Source organism: Leifsonia sp. Root112D2, from assembly GCF_001424905.1.
Lineage (GTDB): Bacteria > Actinomycetota > Actinomycetes > Actinomycetales > Microbacteriaceae > Root112D2.
The window spans coordinates 2188523-2209979 of sequence record NZ_LMCU01000001.1; the positions used below are offsets into that span (position 1 = coordinate 2188523).

The 21457-nt window shown below is 64.6% G+C and carries 19 protein-coding genes and 1 tRNA gene; 11 read left to right on the forward strand and 9 right to left on the reverse strand.

What is annotated here, in order from left to right; translation table 11 throughout:
* Positions 1 to 92: 92 nt before the first annotated feature.
* Positions 93 to 5012: a DEAD/DEAH box helicase gene (locus ASC63_RS10180; protein ID WP_235492112.1), complete on the reverse strand. Its 4920-nt coding sequence runs from the start codon at positions 5010 to 5012 to the stop codon at positions 93 to 95.
* A gap of 103 nt (positions 5013 to 5115) precedes the next feature.
* Here ASC63_RS10180 and ASC63_RS10185 point away from each other — a divergent pair, with 103 nt between their 5' ends.
* Positions 5116 to 5442 carry a helix-turn-helix domain-containing protein gene (locus tag ASC63_RS10185; protein ID WP_055812704.1) on the forward strand — a complete coding sequence of 109 codons (327 nt, stop codon included), beginning with the start codon at positions 5116 to 5118 and terminating at the stop codon, positions 5440 to 5442.
* Positions 5443 to 5534: 92 nt separating this feature from the next.
* On the opposite strand, the gene ASC63_RS10190 is transcribed toward ASC63_RS10185, so the two are convergent.
* From ASC63_RS10190 to ASC63_RS10205, 4 genes are all read right to left on the reverse strand, one after another.
* Positions 5535 to 5843: a hypothetical protein gene (locus ASC63_RS10190; protein ID WP_055812707.1), complete on the reverse strand. Its 309-nt coding sequence runs from the start codon at positions 5841 to 5843 to the stop codon at positions 5535 to 5537.
* A 154-nt stretch (positions 5844 to 5997) separates the two neighbouring features.
* Positions 5998 to 6738, reverse strand: coding sequence for an ABC transporter ATP-binding protein (locus ASC63_RS10195; protein WP_055812710.1), 741 nt, complete (start codon positions 6736 to 6738; stop codon positions 5998 to 6000).
* On the reverse strand, positions 6738 to 7544 hold the full coding sequence (locus tag ASC63_RS10200) for an ABC transporter permease (RefSeq protein WP_235492114.1): 807 nt from the start codon (positions 7542 to 7544) through the stop codon (positions 6738 to 6740). Before ASC63_RS10200 ends, ASC63_RS10195 begins: the two co-directional genes overlap by 1 nt.
* Before the next feature lie 113 nt (positions 7545 to 7657).
* A complete protein-coding gene (locus tag ASC63_RS10205) occupies positions 7658 to 8350 on the reverse strand; it encodes a phosphocholine cytidylyltransferase family protein (protein ID WP_055815332.1) in 693 nt (230 codons plus the stop codon).
* A gap of 645 nt (positions 8351 to 8995) precedes the next feature.
* Between ASC63_RS10205 and ASC63_RS10220 the strand changes: the two genes are divergently transcribed.
* From ASC63_RS10220 to ASC63_RS10230, 3 genes are read left to right on the forward strand one after another with little or no spacing between them, the layout of a single operon-like run.
* Entirely contained in the window at positions 8996 to 9997 is a 1002-nt protein-coding gene (locus ASC63_RS10220; RefSeq protein WP_082487777.1) for an ABC transporter ATP-binding protein, read from the forward strand.
* Complete coding sequence (locus ASC63_RS10225; protein ID WP_235492116.1) at positions 9973 to 11550, forward strand: hypothetical protein; 1578 nt, start codon at positions 9973 to 9975, stop codon at positions 11548 to 11550. The genes ASC63_RS10220 and ASC63_RS10225 overlap by 25 nt, the downstream gene beginning before the upstream one ends.
* Positions 11551 to 11584: 34 nt before the next feature.
* A complete protein-coding gene (locus tag ASC63_RS10230; protein WP_055812721.1) occupies positions 11585 to 11869 on the forward strand; it encodes a DUF3039 domain-containing protein in 285 nt (94 codons plus the stop codon).
* Between the two features lie 39 nt (positions 11870 to 11908).
* Here ASC63_RS10230 and ASC63_RS10235 read toward each other — a convergent pair whose 3' ends face one another.
* The gene (locus ASC63_RS10235; RefSeq protein WP_055815341.1) at positions 11909 to 13219 is read right to left on the reverse strand and encodes a nicotinate phosphoribosyltransferase; all 1311 of its coding nucleotides are present in this window, start codon (positions 13217 to 13219) and stop codon (positions 11909 to 11911) included.
* Positions 13220 to 13308: 89 nt separating this feature from the next.
* Here ASC63_RS10235 and murI point away from each other — a divergent pair, with 89 nt between their 5' ends.
* The 4 genes from murI to ASC63_RS10255 all read left to right on the forward strand — a co-directional run bounded on the left by murI (position 13309) and on the right by ASC63_RS10255 (position 16508).
* Positions 13309 to 14154 (forward strand): glutamate racemase, encoded by an 846-nt coding sequence (gene murI / locus ASC63_RS10240; RefSeq protein WP_055815343.1) that lies wholly within the window; start codon positions 13309 to 13311, stop codon positions 14152 to 14154.
* A 2-nt stretch (positions 14155 to 14156) separates the two neighbouring features.
* Positions 14157 to 14897: a ribonuclease PH gene (gene rph / locus ASC63_RS10245; RefSeq protein WP_055812724.1), complete on the forward strand. Its 741-nt coding sequence runs from the start codon at positions 14157 to 14159 to the stop codon at positions 14895 to 14897.
* Entirely contained in the window at positions 14894 to 15520 is a 627-nt protein-coding gene (rdgB, locus tag ASC63_RS10250) for an RdgB/HAM1 family non-canonical purine NTP pyrophosphatase (RefSeq protein ID WP_055812727.1), read from the forward strand. Before rph ends, rdgB begins: the two co-directional genes overlap by 4 nt.
* Positions 15521 to 15593: 73 nt before the next feature.
* Positions 15594 to 16508 (forward strand): cation diffusion facilitator family transporter, encoded by a 915-nt coding sequence (locus ASC63_RS10255; RefSeq protein ID WP_055812730.1) that lies wholly within the window; start codon positions 15594 to 15596, stop codon positions 16506 to 16508.
* 11 nt (positions 16509 to 16519) lie between these two features.
* Here ASC63_RS10255 and ASC63_RS10260 read toward each other — a convergent pair whose 3' ends face one another.
* The 3 genes from ASC63_RS10260 to ASC63_RS10270 all read right to left on the reverse strand — a co-directional run bounded on the left by ASC63_RS10260 (position 16520) and on the right by ASC63_RS10270 (position 18250).
* A complete protein-coding gene (locus tag ASC63_RS10260; protein ID WP_200936927.1) occupies positions 16520 to 17260 on the reverse strand; it encodes a VTT domain-containing protein in 741 nt (246 codons plus the stop codon).
* Positions 17261 to 17437: 177 nt separating this feature from the next.
* Positions 17438 to 17519, reverse strand: a tRNA-Leu gene (locus ASC63_RS10265).
* 26 nt (positions 17520 to 17545) lie between these two features.
* Positions 17546 to 18250, reverse strand: a complete 705-nt coding sequence (locus ASC63_RS10270) for a DedA family protein (RefSeq protein WP_055812736.1) — start codon at positions 18248 to 18250, stop codon at positions 17546 to 17548.
* Between the two features lie 140 nt (positions 18251 to 18390).
* On the opposite strand from ASC63_RS10270, the gene ASC63_RS10275 reads away from it, so the two are divergent.
* From ASC63_RS10275 to ASC63_RS10285, 3 genes are read left to right on the forward strand one after another with little or no spacing between them, the layout of a single operon-like run.
* Positions 18391 to 19623, forward strand: coding sequence for a CpaF family protein (locus ASC63_RS10275; protein WP_055812738.1), 1233 nt, complete (start codon positions 18391 to 18393; stop codon positions 19621 to 19623).
* A complete protein-coding gene (locus tag ASC63_RS10280; RefSeq protein ID WP_055812742.1) occupies positions 19620 to 20486 on the forward strand; it encodes a type II secretion system F family protein in 867 nt (288 codons plus the stop codon). The genes ASC63_RS10275 and ASC63_RS10280 overlap by 4 nt, the downstream gene beginning before the upstream one ends.
* On the forward strand, positions 20483 to 21421 hold the full coding sequence (locus ASC63_RS10285; RefSeq protein ID WP_055812745.1) for a type II secretion system F family protein: 939 nt from the start codon (positions 20483 to 20485) through the stop codon (positions 21419 to 21421). The genes ASC63_RS10280 and ASC63_RS10285 overlap by 4 nt, the downstream gene beginning before the upstream one ends.
* Positions 21422 to 21457: the final 36 nt, after the last annotated feature.

A 21457-nucleotide genomic window follows, 5' to 3' on the forward strand; every position in this document is an offset into this window, starting at 1 on the left:
CGTTGAGGAGCCGTCGAGGTGGTGGGTCGAGTAGGCCGCCAGCGGACGTATCGAGACCAACGAGCGTCTCGAAACCGCCACTCACTACTGGGTCAGTTCTCGGCCCGAATCCGCAGCGCCGGCAACCTCTTCACGATGCGCACGGTCTCGACGCTCACCGTCACGATGCTCTTCAGTAGCTTCAGAATGTACTGCGGATCGCCGTGCTCAGCGCCCCAATCGTTCGGGTCGTTGCGGATACCGCTGGCCTTGTCCACCTTCACCTGGTACCGCTCGAGTATCCACTCAATCGCCGAGCGCGATCCGAGCAGATACTCGTGCGCCTCGTCCGGAATGCCGCTCAGCGTGATCTCGTCGTTGTACCGGATCGTCGATTTGTCCCACGCCCCGGCCTTGCCCGCGAACCGCATCTTCTCGACCCGGTAGTCGACCTCTCCGCTGGTTGAGGAGGCCGCCCGCGGCCGTCTCGAAACCGCCATCTCGAGCGGGTACGGTTCGACGCTCTCGTACCCCAGGTGCAGCTCCGCAAGCTCGCGCCCCGCCTCGGCAAACGCCCAGAAGTCGGATGCCTCGGCCAGCTTCGGAATGCGCGGCAACATCTTCTTCAGATCCGCCGCGTACGTCGTGCGGTAGTCGGGGGAGTGCAGCAGCCCGTACACGAAGTAAAAGACGTCATCCTTGCTCGTCTGCGAACCGTAGAGAGTGCGGTACTCCGCGAGGATCTCGTCGGTGACGTTGTCGATGCGCGTGTACGGTTCGACATCGTCGAAGAGGCTCGGCTGCTCGCTTCGTGCTTCGTACGTGTAGCGGGCATAAAACTGCCCTGTTGCGAGTAGATGCAAATCCGGAATGGAATCTGTCAGGAGACATGAGAAATCGCTGCTCTCGCCAGGAGAAACGAGAAAGATGCCGACGTTGGTGGATTCTGGTGTGGGAAACATCGTTGGCAGCAGGTATCGACGCTCATTTAGATCGCTGTTGAAGTAGACGTGCTGTTTATTGAATGGGCGATACAGCGCTGTTCGGTAGCTTTCCTTCGTGACATCGATGTGTCGCGATCGCTGGGCAGCGGCCGTGAGCCCACCACTCCACGCGATCTTCGTTTGATCGGTGGATAGTTTGGCGAGGGTTTTTTCTGTAGCTCCACTAATTTGTGACTGATAGAAGGCGACCGTTTGCTCGACATTCTGTTTCAGTGCCGAAATCGACTCGTTGTAAATCCAAGCGTCTCGGTTTGATTTGAGGCCCGCAGAATAGGACTTAAATATCAGTACTGAGTCGGGTTGTTTACTCCCTATCGGAGTGAACTCGGCGAACAAGCTGCTGCGAAGATTGAGCCAGTCGCCGGAGCCGTTTGGTTCGAGTACTTCCCACGGCACGCCGTCGACGCTGCCGTACTCTGCGATGAGCGCGAGCTTCTGCTCGCGGCTCAGGTAATCGCCGATGTCGCGGTAGTGCAGCACGCCCTGCTCCGTGGCATCCGGGTTCTTGACGAGGAGCGAGATCGCCACCGTGGCGCGGCTGCCCTCTCCGAAGACGCCGTCTTTCTCCTTGCGGCGTTGTTCGCCCGAGGTGCGTGCGTTGCCGCGCAGGTTGAACACGTAGAGCGAACTGAACTCGTCCGTCAGACTCTTGCGCAGGCCGTCGGCCGTGTTGCCGTCGAGGAAGCCGCCGTTGGAGACGAAGCAGACGATGCCACGATCCTTGATCTTGTCGCTCGCCCAGCGGATTGCCCGAATGTACGAGTCGTAGAGGCTGTTCTTGTTCTGCGCGGTCGATCGCGCCGCGTAGGTCTCAGCAATCCGTTTATCGAGATACGGGTACTTCAGGTTCTGGTTGTTGTCGTTCGCGCTGTCCTGCCCTGAGGAGTACGGCGGGTTGCCGATGATCACGCGAATATCGAGTGCGTTCTGCGCCTTCACGCGATCGTTGTTGTCGCCGAAGATGCCCTTCGCGTCGAGCTCGTCGTCGTCCTCCGACGACTGGAAGGTGTCGGTGAGCACGATGCCGGGAAATGGCTCGTACTTGTCGGTCTCGTACTGCTCGGCGTGCGCACCGCGCGAGGCGCCGACGATGCCGTGAAATGTCTCCTCGATGTTCACCGCCGCCACGTAATACGCGAGCAGCACGATCTCGTTGGCGTGCAGCTCGTAGCGGTACTTGCGCACGAGATCCGAGGTCTTGATCAGCCCGGATTGCAGCAGTCGAACGATGAACGTGCCGGTACCGGTGAACGGGTCGAGCACGTGCACGCCCTCATCGGAGATCGAGACGCCGAACTCACTGCGCAGCACGTCGTCCGCGCTGTGCAGAATGAAGTCCACTATCTCGTTCGGTGTGTAGACGATGCCGAGACGGTTGCTGGTGTCGCGGAACGCGCCCGAGAAGAACTTCTCGTAGAGCCGCTTGATAGTCGTCTGCTTGCCGGCGGCATCCTCAATCCCGGAGACCGTGCGGCGCACGCTCGCGTAGAACGCGTCCAGCTCCTGGCGCTCGCTCTCCACGTTGGTGCCTTCGAGCGCGTCCACCATGCGCTGCATCACCTGCGACACCGGATTATTGGCGCTGAACGAATAGTCCTCGAACAGGGCGTCGAAGATCGGTTGAGTGATGAGGTGCTGCGAGAGCGACTCGACGGCATCCTTCTCGGTGATCGACGGATTGAGGTTGTCCTGCAGCCCGCCCACGAACGCTTCGAACTCGGTGCGGATGCGCGCATCCGAGCCGGTGACCAGACTCTCGATGCGGGCCTGCTGTCGCGCGGCGATGTCCGCGACGTCGCGCGCCCAGTTCTCCCAGTAATCGCGCTCGCCGACCTTGTCGACGATCTTCGCGTAGATGGCGTCGCGCCAGTCGGCGCCGAGCGTCGACCAGTCCATCGGTACGGCGACCGCCTCAGGGCCGTCCCCGTCACCGGAACCCTCGCCGCGCCAATCCGTCACCGCGATGGCCTGAATCTGGGCGTCGCTGCGGCGGTTGAGATCGAGCTGCTCGATCTTCGCCTCGAAGCGCTCATCGTGCGCACGCAGAGCACGCAGCACGTCCCACACCACCTTGTACTTGGCGTTGTCGTTGAGCGCCTGCTCGGGGCTCTCGCCCGCGGGCACTGCTATCGGCAGAATGATGTAGCCGTAGTCCTTGCCCTCGGCCTTGCGCATCACGCGGCCGACGCTCTGCACCACATCCACCTGGCTGTCACGCGAGTTGAGGAAGATCACGGCATCGAGCGCGGGAACGTCGACGCCTTCGGAGAGGCAGCGGGCGTTCGTGAGTATGCGGCAGCCGTTCTCGGTGGGGTCCGTCTCCTCCTTGAGCCAGTCGAGCATGGTGTTGCGCACGAGCACATTCATGGTGCCGTCCACGTGCTTCGCCTGGATGCCGAGCGGCTGGACGGTCGCCTTGTCGATGGCGGCGCGCTGCGTCGCATCCGCGTTCTCACCGGCGATCTCGAGCCGTTCCTGCTCCGCCGCGGTGGGAAACGACGGTACTCCGGATGCCGCGGGACCGCCCGAGAACCCGTCGAGCATCGAGGAGACCTTCTGCGAATCCTTGATCGAGCGACTGAACGCTACCGCGCGGCGCATCGGTGCGATGTCCATCGGCCACGGGCCGAGACCCTGCACGCCGCGCTTGGCGAGGCCGTTGTAGATGCCGACGATGCGGGCGGCGTCCGGAATCGACAGTTCGCCCTGCTGCGCGAACTCCTGCTGGAAGTTGGCGTTGACGTTGCCCTCATCGACGGCGAGCACGAGCACGCGATAGTCGGAGAGCAGACCGCGCTCGACCGCGGCGCCGAAACCCAGGCGGTGGAATTCGGGGCCGAATCTGGACTCGTCGTCCATGCTCACGACGACGGCAAGCTTTTCGGATGCCTTCGTCTTGGCTGCCTCGCCGTAGAGCTTCGGGGTTGCGGTCATGTAGAGCCGCTTCTTCGCGCGAATGTAACTCGCATCGTGCACCCGCACGAAGGCGGATTCGTTGTCGCCGGAGAGCGTCACGCCGGTGGTGCGGTGCGCCTCATCGCAGACCACCAGGTCGAACTCGGGCAGCCCGGCGGCCTGCGCCTCGGCGACGACGGCGATGGACTGGTAGGTGGAGAAGTAGACGGTGATGCCGTCATCCGGGCCGCTGCCCAGTGCCGCCTTCAACAGGCTGGGTGCGTTGGTCGTGGCCGGGTAGGCCAGGTCGCTCACCGAGTAGTCTTCGGCTTTCTTGCCCACCTTAGTGTCGGAGCAGATCGCAAAGGCACGCTGCGGAATCTCCTGCTGCGCCGCCCACTCGCGCAGGGTCTGCGAGAGCAGCGCGATGGAGGGAACGAGAAAGAGAACGGAGCCGCCGCGGGCAACGGTGCGCTCGGCGATGCGCAGGCTCGTGAAGGTCTTGCCCGTGCCGCACGCCATGATGAGTTTGCCGCGATCGTGCTCGGTGAATCCCTGCTTGACGGCACGCAGCGCCTCGAGCTGATGCTCGCGCAGGTCCTTGAGCGGCTCCCGGCGCATCTCCTCGGGTTCGTCGAGACGAAAGCGGTTCCAGTCGATGTCGCTGGCCTCGAGTTGGTCGATGCCGATTCTGAAGGTGTCGATCTGCTGACCGAGGAGCGCATCCGTCGCATGCTTCGACCAGTGGCTCGTCGTGGAGACGATGGCGCGCGAAGAGAAGCCCTCCTTGCCGGATGCCGTGAAGAACGAGTCGATGTCGCTCTTCTGCAGATAGTGATCGCTTGCGTAGAACTTGCACTGGATCGCGCAGAGCTTGCCCGTGTAGCTCTCCCGGGCAACCAGATCGATGCCCGTGTCGGGCTTGCCATCGCGCCCCGGCCAGTCCTGCCACAGCCACACCGCATCGAAGCGTGCCGAGTACAGCGGGTCGGTGCGCAGGAACTGCGCGATCAGCCGTTCGAAGAGCAGACCCTTCTCCCGCGTATCGCGCGCGAGCCGCGTGTACTGCTCAAGGAGCCCCCGGATGCCACGGGGCTGGGCTGTTCCTGCGGAGAACGGTGAATCGCCAGACACAGTTCATACCTCCTATTGCCATGCAGGCAAAAACACCTTGGGCAATAACCTATGGCATGTCCCCACTCTGGCTGCGCGCCCATCGAGCGGATATGCATGAGGGATGGTTGATCCGCTCTCGCGCGCTACCCACGAACTGGGGGAGCGGATTCTTGCTCGTCGCCTGTCTCTCGGCGCCACCCAGGAAGAAGTGGCCTCCGGCGCTGAGGTCGATACGACGACGATTGGCAAGATCGAGCGGGGCGAGCGCAACCCGAACGTCCACAATTTGATCCGCATTGCGGATGCTCTTCAGCTTGATCCTGGCGACTTAATATCGGGCATGACGCGTGACATGGTGCCGCCACGCGTGCCCAAGCCCAGCGCACTTGAGCGCCTGCGCGGCAAGCAGGGCGTCGACCCCGCCGCCCCGGGGCGCGGGCGCGATTGACCGCATCGAGCCCTCAAGAAGTGGTTGTTTGCTCCTAAGGGCGCATTGAAGTTCCGGCGGTTCTCGTCTGAATTGAGAGGCTGCGCGAAAAGTTAGAAACTCGCCCGCCAGAGGTACTCGTCGCCGTTTGCTCGGAACCAGCGCACGATGAGGATCGTCGAACGCGCCAGGTCGTCGCCGTGGATGGGGATGACGGCCGTTTCGCCCGCCGGCAGGGTGAGTGGCACCTGCAGCGGCATCGTGCCAGCACCGAGGAGGGCGAAGGTGACGCCGCTGAGTCGTTCGAGACTGGCATTTGTGAGGCCGTAGCGCGGAGCTTGGCTGCGATCGAAACGGAAGGGAACCGGGTAGGCCAGCGGGATGGCATCCGGCTCGGGCGAGGACTCGACAGGTTTCAGCATGCGGGCACGGTAACGCGAGCCAGCGACGGGAGTGCTGGCGTTTGCGCCGATGTGCGGCGGGGCTGTGGAGAGGTTGTGGCGTGGCTCTGTTGTGGAGGAAGGGGCGCTTCGGCAAGCTCAGCGACCGGGCGACCTCAGCGACCGGGACCCGGCTCTACGCCCCGTAGTCCTTGTCGTAGATCGAGAGCACCTCGTCGATGGTGCCGTCGAGCTTGAGAGTGCCCTTGTCGAGGTAGAGTCCGCGCGTGCAGAAGCGGCGCATCTCCTTCTCATTGTGGGAGACGAAGAAGAGGGTGCGGCCACCGGCCAGCATCTCCTCGATGCGCTTGTAGCATTTCTCCCGAAAGCCGCGGTCGCCGACGGCGAGCACCTCGTCGACGAGAATGATCGGTTCCTGAAGACGCGAGATCACCGAGAACGCGATGCGCACCTTCATGCCGCTGGAGAGATGTTTATATGGCGTATCGATGAAATCACCGATCTCGGCGAACGCGATGATCTCGTCGAACGCCTCATCGATCTCGCGTTTGGACATGCCGTGCAGCCCCGCCGTGAGGTACACATTGTCGCGCACCGTCAGATCGTCGACGAAGCCGCCGGTGATCTCGATCAACGGGGCAACGCCCTCGGCTACATCGACGCGGCCCTCGTCTGCCAGAACAACTCCGGCGACGAGCTTGAGCAGCGTGGACTTGCCCTGACCGTTGCGGCCCACCACGCCTATCGCCTCGCCGCGCTGCACGGTGAAGCTCACATTACGCAGTGCCCAGAATTCTCCGGGTCGATTGCGGCGCGTGCGTGAGGAGAAGAGGTCTTTGAACGAACGGCGTCCGCCACGATTCCTGCGAAACCGGATGCCGGCATCCGCCACTTCGATCACACTGCCGCCGGCCATCAGATCTCCTTCAGCACGGCGCGTTCCGTGCGGGCGAACACCCAGAGGCCGACAACGAGGATGACGGCGGTGACGGCAGCGCCGGCACCCACGACGTGCCAGCGCAGCTCATCGGGAAAGATCGGCGCCCGATACAGGCTGAAGATGCCGCTGAGGGGATTGAAGGTGGTGAGACCGCGGATGGCACCGGGAACATCCGTGGCGCTGTAGATGATCGGCGACGCGTAGAACAGCAGCCGCAGGATGAGCTTGACGGCGCGCTCCAGGTCGCGGAAGAACACGACGAGAGGCGCAACGATGAGGCCGAGCCCCGTGACCAGTGCCGCCTGCAAGATGATGGCCAGCGGGTAGAGCCAGAGGGCGTCGATACTGACCTTCGCCCCGAAGATGATGATGAAAATCGCGAGCACGGGCAGGGAGGCAAGGTATTCTATGCCCTTGGAGAGCACGATGCGGTTCACCCAGATGGTGCGCGGGATGGTCGTGGAGCGAATGAGCTTGGCCTCGCGCAGATAGCCGCGGGTGCTGTCGGACACGGAACCGTTGAACCACACCCAGGGCAGCATGGCCGAGAGCAGGAAGACGATGTACGGATCCTCGCCGACCCCGCCCTTGTGGAAGATAAAGCCGAAGACGAAGTAGTAGATGCCCGCCATGAGCAGCGGGTCGAGGATGGACCAGAGATAGCCGAGCGCACTGGTGGCGTAGCGCACCCGCAGGTCACGCTTGGTGAGCAGCCAGAGGGAATGGCAATACCGGGCGAAGGGCGTGCGCCGTTCCTGGCGCACCTCGGCATTGCTGGTCACGGCATCTATCGTATGGTGCGAAAAGGGCGGCTCCTGTGCAGGAGCCGCCCAATCTCACAGTGTTCGAAGATACGGCGTCAACGCCATGCGCCGAATCACCCGGCTACACGCAGCTAGACGAAGAGGTTCGCGCGCACCAGGTCTTCGGCGAAGTCCACCTCGACCGCGTACAGGTCAGAGATGTCGACCGGCTCAACGAGCATGCCGTTCTGCTCGATGGCGAGTTCGATGCCGCGCTCGAAGTAGTCCTGCGCGTCGACGCGCTGCAACTGACGAAGCAGGGCGGCCTTGTCGTGGCTCGAAACGTAGTTGATGCCGACAGCCTCGCCGAGACCGCCCTTGACGGTCTTCGACAGCTCACGAATGTAGCCCTCGGCGGTTGTCGTGTACTTGACCTCTTCATCAGAGACCGAAGAGGTATTGACCGTGACGATGGACTGGTCACGCGCGACGTACGGCGCCACGCGGTCGAGCAGGATCGGGTCGAAGACGACGTCGCCGTTCATCCACAGAACACCGCCGTTGCCGGATGCCCGCAGTGCGCGCATGAGGCTCTTGGACGTGTTGGTCTGGTCGTACTGCTCGTTGTAGACGAAGTCTGCATCGGGGAAGGACTCGATGATGTGCTCGAGCTTGTAGCCCACGACGATCGTCACCTTGGCCGTCTTGCCGAAGGTGTGGTGGATGTTGTCGAACTGCTGCTGCATGATCGTGCGGCCGTCGTTCAACTCAGTGAGCGATTTGGGAAGGGAGCGGCCGAGGCGGCTTCCCATGCCCGCGGCCAGGATCACTATCTGCGTGGTCATCATCATCTCCTTGAAGTCCAGCGCTGCGTGGACTCGACCGGATGGCCGAGAAGGATTTTGCCCAGGGTTCACGCGCGCTTCTGCGTAAAGACACCCCGTTATGCCGTAACCAGCTTATCGAGGCACCCGTTTCGGGGGCAGGGGTGCGCACCTCTCGTTGTCGTTCCGTTACCATCCTCACGGCTGACTCAAAGGTTGGGTTTCGTCATTTTCCGCCTTGCGAATGAGGTAAGCCTCAGCGCATCTTGATACGTTAGCGGGGTGACAAACGAGCCGCTGCCCCCGACGGATCCGCAGCAGCCTTCGGCGGGCGCTGCAGCGAAGAAACCGGCCGCGAAAGCCCCTCGCGCCTCGAAGCCCACCGGGGCGGCGGCGGCGAAGAAGCCCGCGGCGAAGACCACTCCGGCTAAGGCGACTCCGGCTAAGTCGACTCCGGCCAAGGCTGCGCCAGCTCGGGCTGCGTCAGCCAAGAACACGCCCGTCAGGAAGCCAGCCGCGCGCACGGCCGCGGCATCCGTCGGTCACCGGCTCACCGTCGAGCCGACCGCGGAGTTGACGTCGGGCGGAGGAGCATCCGCTGAACGGGCATCCGCTGAAAGCGCAGTGACCGAAAGCGCAGTGTCTGAAAGCGCAGTGGCGGAACAGATGCCCACCACAGCGGTGCCGCGCAAGCGAGCGCCGTCAGCGAAGAAGACCTCCGCCGTCGAGGAGAGCGCTCCTGCGAAGACGCCAGCAAAGAGGCCCGCGAAGTCTCCCGTCAAGCGCGCGCCGCGCTCGACGGCGAAGAAGCCCCGCGAATCCGCTGGTGAGGCAAGCGGAGCATCCGCAGTCGCTGCGGCGCAGCCCGTGCCGCCGCCGGCGCGCGAGGCTCCGAACCCCGAGACGGCGAGCATCGTGCTCTCCATCGACGGGCTCGTCAAGCGTTTCGGCGACACCGTGGCGGTCGACGGTGTCTCTCTCGAGGTGCGCGAGGGCTCTTTCTATGGAATCGTCGGCCCGAACGGCGCCGGCAAGACCACGACGCTCTCGATGGTGACCGGCCTGCTGCGCCCGGATGCCGGCAACATCACGGTGCACGGCGTGGATGTCTGGCGCAATCCGATACAGGCCAAGCGTTCGATCGGCGTTCTCCCCGACAGGCTGCGCCTGTTCGATCGCCTCACCGGAGCCCAGCTGCTGTTCTATTCCGGAACGCTGCGGGGTCTCGACGCTGAGACGGTGAAGGCCCGCTCGGCCGACCTGAGCCTGGCGCTCGGTCTCGACGATGCGCTGAACCGCCTCGTGGCCGACTACTCGGCCGGAATGACCAAGAAGATCGCGCTCGCGGCCGCGATGATTCACTCACCACGCCTGCTCGTGCTCGACGAGCCCTTCGAATCGGTCGATCCGGTCTCGGCGGCCAATGTCATAGACATCCTGCAGAAATATGTGCAGGGCGGCGGCACCGTGGTGCTCTCGAGCCACGGCATGGACCTCATCCAGCGCGTCTGCGACAGCGTGGCAATCATCGTGCAGGGCAAGGTGCTTGCCGCGGGAACCGTGAGCGAGGTTCGCGGCTCCGGCACCCTGGAGGATCGATTCGTCGAGCTCGCCGGTGGGCGCAAGGCGGCGGAGGGCATGGAGTGGTTGCACAGTTTCTCGGACTGAAGCTGAGGCTTCTGGCCAATATGTTTCGGCGCAGCCCCTGGCAGATCTTCGGGCTGGTGATAGGCCTGCTCTACGGGCTCGGCATCGCGATGGTGATAGTTGCCGCGCTGATTGCCTCCCGATTCGTCGGTGACGTCGAGTTGGTGCGCAATATCCTTGTGGTGGTCGGCGCGGCGGTGATAGCCGGGTTTCTGCTGTTGCCGCTCGTGTTCGGGGTCGACGACACGATGGATCCTCGTCGTTTCTCCCTGTTCGGCATGTCCACCACGCGTCTGGCCACGGGGCTCGCTCTCGCGGCGCTCATCGGTATCCCCTCGCTGATTCTCTCCGTCTGTGCGCTGGCGACGATCATCACCTGGTCACGTGATCCTGGCTCGGCGGTTCTCGCGCTCGTGAGCGCGGTCATCGTGGTGGCCACCTGCGTGCTGGCCTCACGCGTCTCGACATCGCTCGCCTCGTTTCTGCTTGCCACCCGCCGGGCGCGTGAATTCGGCGGCCTCATCGGCATTCTGTTGATTGTGCTGATCTCGCCCGTCGTGATGCTTCTCGTCACCGTGGACTGGGGGCGCGACGGCGTGAGCGTGGTGCGAGACGTTGCAGCCTGGTTGAGTTGGACGCCACTTGGTGCGGTCTGGTCGGTGCCGGGCGACGCGGCCCTGGGATCGTGGGGCACGGCGCTGCTCAAGCTGCTGATTGCGCTGGCGAGTCTCGGCCTGCTCTGGCTGGCCTGGCGGGCACTTGTGGGCCGGATGCTCGTCACCCCGCAGCGTGAAGCGGTCATCAAGGATTACGTGGGGCTCGGCTGGTTCGGTCGGCTGCCGGGCGGCTCGGCGGCGGCCATCGCCGCGCGCAGCACCACCTACTGGGGTCGCGACGCGCGCTACTGGGTCTCGCTCGTGATGATTCCCCTGGTGCCCGTGCTGATGGTGGTGGCGCTGCTCGTCGCCGGGATGCCGGCCCACTATGTGGCCCTGCTGCCGCTGCCGGTCATGTGCCTCTTTCTCGGCTGGACCATCCACAACGACGTCGCATACGACAGCACGGCGATCTGGCTGCACGTCGCCTCGGGAACACGCGGGCTGGCCGATCGGCTCGGGCGCATCTTTCCGGTACTGCTGATAGGAATTCCGCTCATCGGCATCGGATCGATCGTGACGGTCATCGTGTACGGCGAGTGGGCGGTGCTGCCGGCCGTGATCGGCGTGAGCGCCGCGGTGCTGCTCATCGGCATCGGGCTTTCGAGCCTGTCGTCTGCGCTGTTCCCGTATCCGGCGACGAAACCGGGGGAGAGCGCGTTCACGCAGCCGCAGACATCCGGTGGGGCATCGGCGATTGTGCAGTCGGTGAGCTTCTTCGCGATCCTTGTGCTCTCGGCTCCGGTGATCGTGTTCATGGTGCTCGGCGTGCTGTTCGACCCGGAGTGGCTGATCTGGGCGCTCGTGGCAGGCATCGGCATCGGTGTGCTCGCGCTGGCAGCAGGGGTGGTTCTCGGTGGAATGGTCTTTGATCGTCGCGGACCCGAGATCATGGCGCTCGCCGCAAAGAACGACTGACGCGCTCGGGCGGACGGCGACCTAAAATGGAAGCATGAACCACGCGAGCATCTCAGAACCGGGCGGCATTCCCGACGGTGGCGGCACCGCGACCCTCGACCGCGAGCTTGAGGAACTGCTGCAGCAGGAGACGATCGAGCCGGGCGACCACGAGCGCTTCTCACACTATGTGAAGAAGGAGAAGATTCTTGAGTCGGCCATGACCGGCAAGGCAGTGAAGGCTCTCTGTGGCAAGAAGTGGACCCCGGGGCGCGACCCGCAGAAGTTTCCGGTGTGCCCAACCTGCAAGGAGATCTACGAGCGGATGCAGGGCGAATAGCGCGCGTTTATTCGCACTGTCGCTCATTCGCACTGTCGCTCATTCATACTGTGTGGGCAGCACCGGATCGCCACGGCTGAGCCGGAAGGCGGCCTCTGGTAGCTCCGCTACGGCGGCAGCGCGATGCTTTCGGGCCAACGCGGTGCCCGCGGTGCCGAGGTAGCGCTCGTCGGCTACGCCGTCAACCATGAGGGGCACGAGCAGGTCACGCTCGCGTGGCGTGGCACCGGCATCCGGCGCCTGCGTCGAACGGCGGGCCTGCGCACCATGTCGGGGGGAATGATCTTCTCCGATGATCTGAATCACCTCGGCCGTTGCCCGACCATTCGCGCCGATGCGCCGCAGCGGGCGTTTGCGACCGCCGACACTCACCTTGCCCTCGGATTTCTTGGCCACGGAGACCCATTCGCCCGCATCGTTGCGATGCGCAACCAGCTTGTAGACCATTCCGGATGCCGGCGTGCCCGAACCGGTCACCACCGAGGTGCCGACGCCGTAGGAGTCCACGGGGGAGGCGGCCAGTGCGGCAATGGTGTACTCGTCGAGGTCGTTGGTGACGGTGATTTTGGTGTTCACGGCGCCGAGATCGTCGAGCTGGGCGCGCACCTCGCGCACGAGTGAGGGCAGATCGCCGGAATCCAGACGCACCGCTCCGAGTTGTGGCCCCGCGATGCTGACGGCGAGATCGATGGCGGCGCGCACATCGAAGGTGTCCACGAGCAGCGTGGTCCCCACTCCGAGGGCGTCGATCTGGGCACGGAAGGCCGCCTCCTCGCTGTCGTGCAACAGCGTGAAGGCGTGCGCGGCAGTGCCCATGGTGGGAACCCCCCAATGGCGGCCCGCCTCAAGGTTGGAGGTCGCGTCGAAGCCGGCGATGAATGCCGCCCTGGCCGCGGCCACCGCCGCGTGCTCGTTGGCACGCCGCGATCCCATCTCGGCCAGCGGGCGTCCCACCGCCGCGGATGCCATGCGTGCGGCAGCGCTCGCCACCGCCGAGTCGTAGTTGAGCACGCTGAGAATCAGGGTCTCGAGCACCACTCCCTCGGCGAACGGCGCGTCGAGAACGAGAATCGGGGATCCAGGAAAATACAACTCGCCTTCCCGGTAGCCGTGGATCGTTCCGCTGAAGCGATAGTTCGCGAGCCAGTCGAGGGTGGCGGGTGCAACGACGGAATTCTCGCGAAGCCAGCCCAGCTCCTCATCGCCGAAACGGTACTGGTCGATCAGCTCGAGCAGGCGGCCCGTGCCGGCCACCACCCCGTAACGCCGGCTGGGAGGCAGCCGTCGGGAGAACGCCTCGAACACGCACTCCCTGTCGTGGGTGCCCGACTGCATGGCGGCATCCACCATCGTGAGTTCATAGCGGTCGGTACGCAGTGCAGATGAGCCGGTCACGGTGTCAGCCTACGATGATCGGTGCGCTAGTAGGCTTGATTCTCGTGACGGATGCGCCGATTGGAATCTTCGACTCCGGGGTCGGCGGGCTCACGGTGGCGCGGGCCGTTCGTGATCAGCTGCCCAACGAATCGATTCTCTACGTGGGAGACACCGCACATTCGCCGTATGGGCCCAAGCCGATAGCGGATGTTCGTCGTTACGCACTCGAGTCCCTCGATTTTCTCGTCGAGGCCGGTGTGAAGATGCTCGTGATCGCGTGCAATACGGCATCCGCCGCCATGTTGCGCGACGCCCGGGAACGATACTCGGTGCCCGTCGTCGAGGTGATCCAGCCGGCCGTGCGCCGCGCGGTCGCCGCGACGCGCAGCAATCGGGTGGGTGTGATCGGCACCGTCGGCACAGTGAAGTCGCGCGCCTATGAGGATGCGTTCGCCGCGGCCCCCGCGCTTCAGCTGTTCAGCCAGGCCTGCCCTCGCTTCGTCGAATTCGTCGAGGCAGGAGTGACCAGCGGTGACGAACTGCTGGCGGTCGCCGGCGGCTATCTGCAGCCGCTTCGTGACGCAAACATCGATACCCTCGTGCTGGGCTGCACCCACTATCCATTCCTCAAGGGCGCCATCTCGTACGTGATGGGGGAAGGCGTCACGCTCGTCTCCAGCGACACCGAGACCGCCAACGACGTCTACCGGGTACTCGTCGGGCAAGGGCTTGAGCGTACCTCGCCCGGTGCTCCCTCGCTGCGCTATGAGGCCACGGGGCCGGACCTCGATGAGTTCCTGCGCCTCGCACACCGTTTTATGGGCCCCGAGATCTCGCGTGTCGACAGGGTCGACACCGAGACCATCACCCTGCCGAGGCAGAACCGCACCACCACCAAGGAGAACTGACTGTGACCGAGATCACCCGTGCCGACGCACGCACCACCGACCAGTTGCGGCCGGTCACCATCGAACGCGGCTGGAGCGAGCAGGCCGAGGGCAGCGCGCTCATCTCGTTCGGCCGCACGAAGGTGCTGTGCACGGCGTCGTTCACCAACGGGGTTCCGCGCTGGATGGCCGGCAAAGGCCGCGGATGGGTGACGGCAGAGTACTCGATGCTGCCGCGGGCCACGAACAGCCGCACCGACAGGGAGTCGGTCAAGGGCAAAATCGGCGGTCGCACGCACGAGATCAGCCGCCTCATCGGGCGCAGCCTGCGGTCAGTGGTCGACATGAAGGCGCTCGGCGAGAACACCATCGTGCTCGACTGCGACGTGTTGCAGGCCGACGGGGGCACCCGCACGGCGGCAATCACGGGGGCGTATGTGGCGCTCGCCGACGCCCTGGAGTGGGGCCGCGCGCACAAGTTCATCGCGCAGAAGGCCACACCGCTCATCGACAGCGTCGCCGCCATCTCAGTGGGAATCATCGATGGCGTGCCCATGCTCGATCTGGCATATACCGAAGACTCCCGCGCCGAAACCGACATGAATGTCGTCGTGACGGGCCGAGGGCTGTTCGTGGAGGTGCAGGGAACGGCCGAGGGGGCGCCATTCGATCGCGCCGAGCTGAACAGCCTGCTCGACCTCGCCCTGGGCGGAACGACGACGCTGGCAGAATTGCAGGCGACCGCGCTGAACGAAGCACGATGACCTTGCAGCTCGTTCTGGCCACGCATAACGCGCACAAGGTCGAGGAGTTCCAGAAGATTCTGGGTGCGGCGGGGCTGGGGCTGAGTGTCGCCGCTTATGACGGGCCCGAGCCCGTCGAAGACGGCGTGACGTTCGCCGAGAACGCGCTCATCAAAGCGCGTGTTGCGGCGCAACACACGGGGAAGATCGCACTCTCCGACGACTCGGGCGTCTGCGTCGATGTGCTCGGCGGGGCGCCGGGTATCTTCTCCGCGCGCTGGGCGGGCTCGCACGGTGACGCGGAGGCGAACCTTCGGCTGCTTCTGGATCAGCTGGGCGACATCCGAGACCCACATCGCACGGCGCAGTTTCATTGCACGATCGCGGTCGTCGTGCCGAAGGGGCTGCCGCAGCCTGCACAGGAGCTCACCGTCGAGGGCGTCTGGCAGGGGCGACTCGCGACCGAGGCCCACGGTGCCGGCGGCTTCGGCTACGACCCCATCTTCGTTCCGGATGGCGCCACGATCACCTCCGCGGAATTGACCGCCGACGAGAAGAACGCGCAGAGCCATCGCGCTCGGGCATTCTGGGCGCTCATTCCCGTGCTTCGCACACTCGCGCTCGACTCGTCCACAGCTTCCTGAGAACGATACTTATTCCTTTCAAGGCTCGCGCTCTGGCGCGTTGTGACCGCACAATCTAGCGTTGACAAGTGACATGACACACGACCACAGCCACGCGGCATCCGACACCAGCAAGCGCAGACTTCTGCTGGCGATAGGCATCGTGGTGTGCGTGCTCGCCATCCAGGTCATCGGCGCGGCGGTGAGCGGCTCGCTTGCCTTGTTGGCGGATGCCGGCCACATGCTGAGCGATCTCATCGGCCTCATCGTGGCGTTGATCGCGACGATCGTCGCCGCGCGTCCGGCGACCGATCGGCAGACCTTCGGCTACCGGCGTGCCGAGGTCTTCGGCGCGCTGATCAACGGCGTGATCCTCGTGGTGGTGGCCATTGCGGTGACCATCGGCGCCATCGTGCGTCTGACGAGTGCGCAGGCGGCCGACGTGCAGAGCGTGCCCATGCTCGTGGTCGCGGTGGTAGCTCTCGTAGCCAATATCGGGGCGCTGCTGCTATTGCGCCCGGCGGCACAGCACTCGATCAACATGCGCGGGGCCTATCTCGAGGTTCTCGGTGACCTGCTGGGGGCCGGCGCCGTGATTGTGGCGGCCGTCGTGCTCATGACCACCGGCTTCGCGCCCGCAGATGCCATCGCCTCACTGGCGATCGCCGCCATGATAGTGCCGCGGGCTTTCGCCCTGCTGCGCGATGTGGTGCGGGTGCTCAGCGAGGCGGCGCCCGCCGACACGGACGTCGCCGAGATTCGTCGGCACATCACCGAGACGCCCGGCGTTGTGGCGGTGCACGACGTGCATGTGTGGGCCATCACCTCGGGGCATCCGGTTTTCACGGCGCACGTGGTGGTCGATGCCCAGGTGTTCGAAAACGGCGACACCGGACGGCTGCTGGACGAGCTCGGCGGATGCCTGTCCCAGCATTTCGACGTTGCGCACTCCACCTTCCAACTGGAACCGGCGGAGCACGCGGCGCACGAAGACGAACTGCACCGCTGAGCGGACGCCGGCTACTCGGCGGATTCGGCGGCCTCGGTGCCTGACGACGCTGTGCCCGACTCGGCGTTGCTCGACGTCACCGCGTTGCTCTTCTTCGCCTTCTGGCTTGCCCGGATGTAGTGATAGACGGTGGGAACCAGCGTGACAACGACCGCCCCGATAAGGATGAGGTCAATGTAGTTCTTGACGAAGTCGGCGACGGGCGGAATGTAGCCGAGGAGATAGCCGAAGTAGGTGAGTCCGGCGCCCCAGATGAGCGCCCCGATGAGGTTGTACAGACTGTACTTGCGGTAATTCATGTGGCCGACGCCGGCGGCGACCGGCGCGAAGGTGCGCACGACGGGCACGAAGCGAGCGACGACAACCGCCAACGGTCCGAAGCGTTCGAAGAACGCATTCGTGCGTTGCACGTTCTTGATGCTGAAGATTCCCGATTCCTTACGTTCGAAGACGCGCGGCCCGGCCTTGCGACCGATGAGATAGCCGACCTCTCCGCCGAGGAATGCGGCGAAGCCGATGGCGAGGCAGACCCACCAGATGGCGATGTGGATGCCATGGCCGCCACCCGACTCGTGGTGACCGGAGAAGGTGAGGATGCCCGCTATCACCAGCAGGGTGTCGCCGGGAAAAAGGAAGCCGATGAGCAGCCCGGTCTCGGCGAAGATGATGGCGCACACCACGAGCAGAGCCCATGGCCCAGCGGCGTCGATGATATTCGCTGCGTCGAGCCAGGGGATCAATGAGGTGTGGATCACGCTGCTCCAGATGAGATGGACCCGGCGGCACCGGAATGAATGAAAGTTATGGGGTAGCTGAAAGTTTAGCCAGCGATGCCGCACAAAAGGTGAGGGGCCGGCACATTGCCGGGCAAGATCATCCGCTCGATGTAGAACCGCCGGGGGAGTGGGGGCCGTGCCGTGCGGGAACGGTGCGGGAGAAGGGACTTGAACCCTCACGCTCGAAAGCACAGGAACCTAAATCCTGCGTGTCTGCCAATTTCACCACTCCCGCGAGTGCCGTCTCAGTGTATCGGCGGCTCAGGCCTCTTCGGCGGGTGCGACGGCGCTGGTCGGTGCGGATGCAGGTGCGAATGCCGCGGGTGAGGCATCCGTCAGCCGCGAACGACGATCGAGCCACCAGGCGCGGAATCCGAAGACAACCGAGGCCAGGATGAACGCGCCGCCGATGACGTATGCCGCGCTCTTGATGCCCGGAACGGAGGCCGCGAAGTAGCCGATCACCGTCATGCCGGCGCCCCAGGCCACCGCGCCGACGAGGTTGCTCGTGAGGAATCGGTAATAGTTCATGCGGCCGACGCCGGCGATCACCGGAATGAATACTCGGCCCCACGGCATGAAGCGCGCTATCACCACGGCCCACCAGCCGAACATCGTGTAGAAGCGCTCGGTCTTGGCGATGGCGGCCTGGGTGCGCCGCCCTCCGTGCCGATCGAGATAGCCGCGACCGTAGCGACGGCCGAGAAGAAAGCCCACCTGGTCACCGAGGAACGCCGAGATGCCGACGCCTATCGCGAGTATCGCAATATTGAGGTTGCCGCTGGCGGCAGTGACGAGTCCGGCAGCGAAAAGCAGGGAATCGCCGGTGATGAACGGAATGAAGATGCCGAGAAAGACGGCGGTGCCGGCGAAGACGAGCCCCCACACCAGCACATAGAAGACGACGACTCCCGTGCCGGTGAGCACCTCATTCAGCTGGCCGTCGAGGGCGGCCGTACGTAGCATCGTGATCCTTCCGCTTCGGCTAGCTTAGGCAAGCCTAACCCGAAGGCAGATGCCGTCGGGCGCGCGAGCCGTATCGCCTCGATAAGGCGGCCTGTGGATAACTTCAGCGGGGTATTCGCGTTTTGCACCAAGATGCTGGCATGAACGATGCCGTGCGCGTGATTGCCGAGAAGGTGCGCACCCGCGTGCGCAGCGAGGGAGTGGATCTGGCCGGCAGCGGCTCGCTCGCGCACGAGTATGTGCACGATGAACTGCGTCGCTACAGTGAGCGGGCTCTCGGCGGTTCGATGCCGTTGATTGCGGATGAGCGCGAGGCCGCGCGCCAGATTGTCGCCTCGCTCACCGGCTTCGGTGCGCTGCAGCTCTACCTTGACGACCCGGACATCGAAGAGGTCTGGATCAACGCTCCTGACCGCATCTTCATAGCGCGCAACGGAGTGCCCGAGTTGACCTCGACGGTGATCAGCGACGCCGAGATTCGTGACCTGGTGGAGCGAATGCTGCAGTCCTCCGGCCGTCGGGTCGATCTCTCCTCGCCGTTCGTCGATGCGTCCCTGCCCGACGGCTCTCGGCTGCACGTCGTGATTCCCGACATCACGCATCGGCATTGGGCGGTGAACATCCGCAAGTTCACCAAACGCATCCGGGAACTGAAGCAGCTTGTCGGGCTGGAATCGATGTCGCCGCAGGCCGCCGAATTTCTGCGGATGTGCGTGCTCGCGAACCAGAACATTCTTGTCTCAGGCGCGACCCAGAGCGGCAAGACCACCCTGTTGAACGCGCTGCTCTCGTCGGCGCGGCCGTCGGATCGCATCGTGACGGTGGAGGAGACCTTCGAACTCGATCTCTCGGCGCAGGATGTCGTCTCGATGCAGTGTCGTCAGCCCAGCCTCGAGGGCAGCGGCGAGATCTCGCTGCGGCGGCTCATCAAGGAGGCGATGCGCATGCGTCCCGACCGGCTGGTGGTCGGCGAGGTGCGCGAGGCGGAGAGCCTCGACCTGCTTATCGCGCTGAATTCAGGGCTTCCCGGCATGTGCAGCATTCATGCGAACGGGGCACGCGACGCGCTGTCGAAACTCTCGACGCTTCCCCTGCTGGCGGGTCGCAACATCGACTCCTCCTTTGTCGTGCCCACTGTCGCCAGCTGCGTCGACATCGTGGTGCACTGTGAAATGGATCGACGGGGGCGGCGCACCATCGCGGAGATCATCGCGCCGAGCGGTCACGTCACGGGCGGCATCATCGAGGCGAGCCCGATCTTCGAGCGTCGCTCCGGTCTGCTTGTGCACACGGGCGGCTACCCGACCAAGCTGGCCAAGTTTCAGGCGGCCGGCCTCGATCCTGCCGTCGTGCTGCGGGGGAGCGCGGCATGACGCTCGTTCTGGGCGCTGTCTTTGGCGCGGGTGTGCTGCTCGTTTTGTCACCGTTCGTGTGGCCGCTGGGCCCTCGCCGCGTCGTGGCGAACCGTGGCGGGCCCCTCGATGCTCTGCGCACTCTTCTGACCCTGGCAGGCATGCCAACGCTGCCGCCCACCGGATTCATCGCGATCTCGATACTGCTCGGGCTCGTGCTCGGCATGGTTGCCCAGGCGGTACTCGGTGTTGTGGCGCTTTCGATGGCCGCGGCAATCGTCGGCGCGCTCGCACCGACAACGATCATCGGGCTTCGGGTGCGCTCTCGACGGCGCGCAAGCCGTGCGGTGTGGCCGGATGCCGTGGATCAACTGGTCTCCGCCGTGCGGTCCGGACTGGCCCTGCCCGACAGCGTGAGCACGCTGGCATATACCGGGCCCGCGGCCACCCGCGAGGCCTTTGCCGGCTTCGAGCGCGACTATCGAGTCAGCGGCAACTTCTCCAGAAGCATTGATGCGCTCAAGGAGTCGCTGGCCGATCCGGTGGCCGATCGCATCCTGGAGACACTGCGGATGGCCCGCGAGGTGGGCGGCAGCGACCTGACGCTCGTGTTGCGCAGTCTCTCCGTCTACCTCCGTGAGGAGAGTGCCATCCGTTCGGAGGTCGAGGCGCGGCAGTCGTGGGTGACGAACGCGGCGAGGCTCGGCGTTGCCGCTCCGTGGATCGTGCTGCTTCTGCTTGCCTCGCGGCCTGAGGCGGCGCAGGCATACAACTCGCCGACCGGGGTCACGGTGATCATCGTTGGACTCGTCGTGTCTGTGCTGGCATACCGGGCGATGCGCGCCCTGGGGCGGTTGCCCGAGGAAAAACGGTGGTTCCGATGAGCGCGCTCGTGGCGTGGGGAGTGCTCTGCGGGCTGGTTCTGGGCCTCGGCTTGTGGTCCATCGTGGGTGCACTGCCGCGGTTGAGTCGCCCGCGCCTCGCCGACCGGGTCGCGCCCTACATTCTGGACGTCTCTGAGACGGCACACAGCTTCGTTTCGCGAAAGTCGGTCGACCCCTTGCCCATTCTGGGCACGGTGCTCGGCCCCCTCGCCGGGGCACTGCGCGACACCGTCTCACGCATTCTCGGCGGCAACGAGACTGTAGAGCGACGGTTGCGTCAGGCCAGGCTGCCCACAACCGTCGAGGAGTTTCGGGGACGACAACTGACGTGGGCCGTGTTGGGACTGGTTACCGGCATCCTGGCTCTCGTAGCAGTCTCGCCGTTTCGTTCGGTTCCGCCGATTGCACAGATGGCTCTCCCGCTGGTTGCCGCCGGCTGTGGTTTCGCGCTCAAGGACTGGCTCCTGCAGCGCGCGGCCGCCGCTCGAACCCGGCGTATCGCCAGTGAGTTTCCGACCGTTCTGGAATTTCTGACCCTCAGCCTGTCGGCCGGGGAAGGCGTGCTCGATGCGCTGCGTCGCATCTCTCGCACAAGCTCGGGCGAGCTCGCCCATGAGTTCGCCCTGGTCGTGGCAGAGGTGAACACCGGCGTTTCCCTCGTGCAGGCGCTGAAATCCGTGGAACGGCGAATCGATCTCGCCATTCTCAGCCGGTGCATCGACGCGATAGCCGGTGCTCTCGAACACGGATCCCCGCTCGCCGAGGTGCTGCGGGCCCAGGCGCAGGACGCGCGGGAGGAATCCAAGCGGGCGTTGCTCGAGATCGCGGGCAAGAAAGAGGTGGCGATGATGGTGCCGCTCGTCTTCTTGATTCTGCCCGTTACTGTGCTTTTCGCCATTTTTCCCGGGGTCTTCGTGCTCCAGGCCGGGTTCTGATGAGCCGGCGTCGCGTGTCATCGAAAGACGTGTCAT